Genomic DNA, 521 nt, shown 5'->3' with positions numbered 1-521 from the left:
GACGCGGGCGCCGGCGCCGGACGCGGTGGCGCACCAGACGGTGTCGCACGCGTCGTTCGCGGTCCACGACGCGGCGATCGCGAGCGCGTGCTGCCGGCTGCGCGCGAGGGCGGCGACCGTCGGGCCGGAGCCGGAGACGATCGCGCCGAGCGCGCCGGCCTCGGTCGCGACGTCGAGGGTCCGCTGCAGCTCGGGGCGCAGGGCGAGCGCGGGGCCCTGGAGGTCGTTGCGCAGCACCTGCCCGAGCCCGACCGCGTCCCCGGCGCGCAGCGCCTGCATGAGCGCGGTGTCCTCGGCGAGGTCGAGGTCGGCCGGGCCGCCGACGGTCTCGTCGAACGTGCGGTACACCTCCGGCGTGGAGAGGCCGTCGGCCTGGACGGCGAAGACCCAGTGGAACTCGCCGCGCGTCATCGCGGGCGTGAGCACGTCCCCCCGCCCCGTCCCGACGGCGGTGTGCCCCACGAGCCCGAACGCGACGTCGGCCCCGAGGCCCGCGGCGAGGCGGACGCGGTCTGCGCGGG

General features: G+C 78.7%; 1 pseudogene. It reads right to left on the bottom strand.

What is annotated here, in order from left to right:
* A pseudogene (locus tag G3I78_RS47520) lies at positions 1–521 on the bottom strand (4-(cytidine 5'-diphospho)-2-C-methyl-D-erythritol kinase); the annotation flags it as partial.

This window comes from Streptomyces sp. SID13726 (assembly GCF_010548375.1).
Taxonomy (GTDB): Bacteria; Actinomycetota; Actinomycetes; order Streptomycetales; family Streptomycetaceae; genus Streptomyces.
Note: the sequence above shows the minus strand (reverse complement) of the source record. Positions and strands in the feature narration are given on the sequence as shown.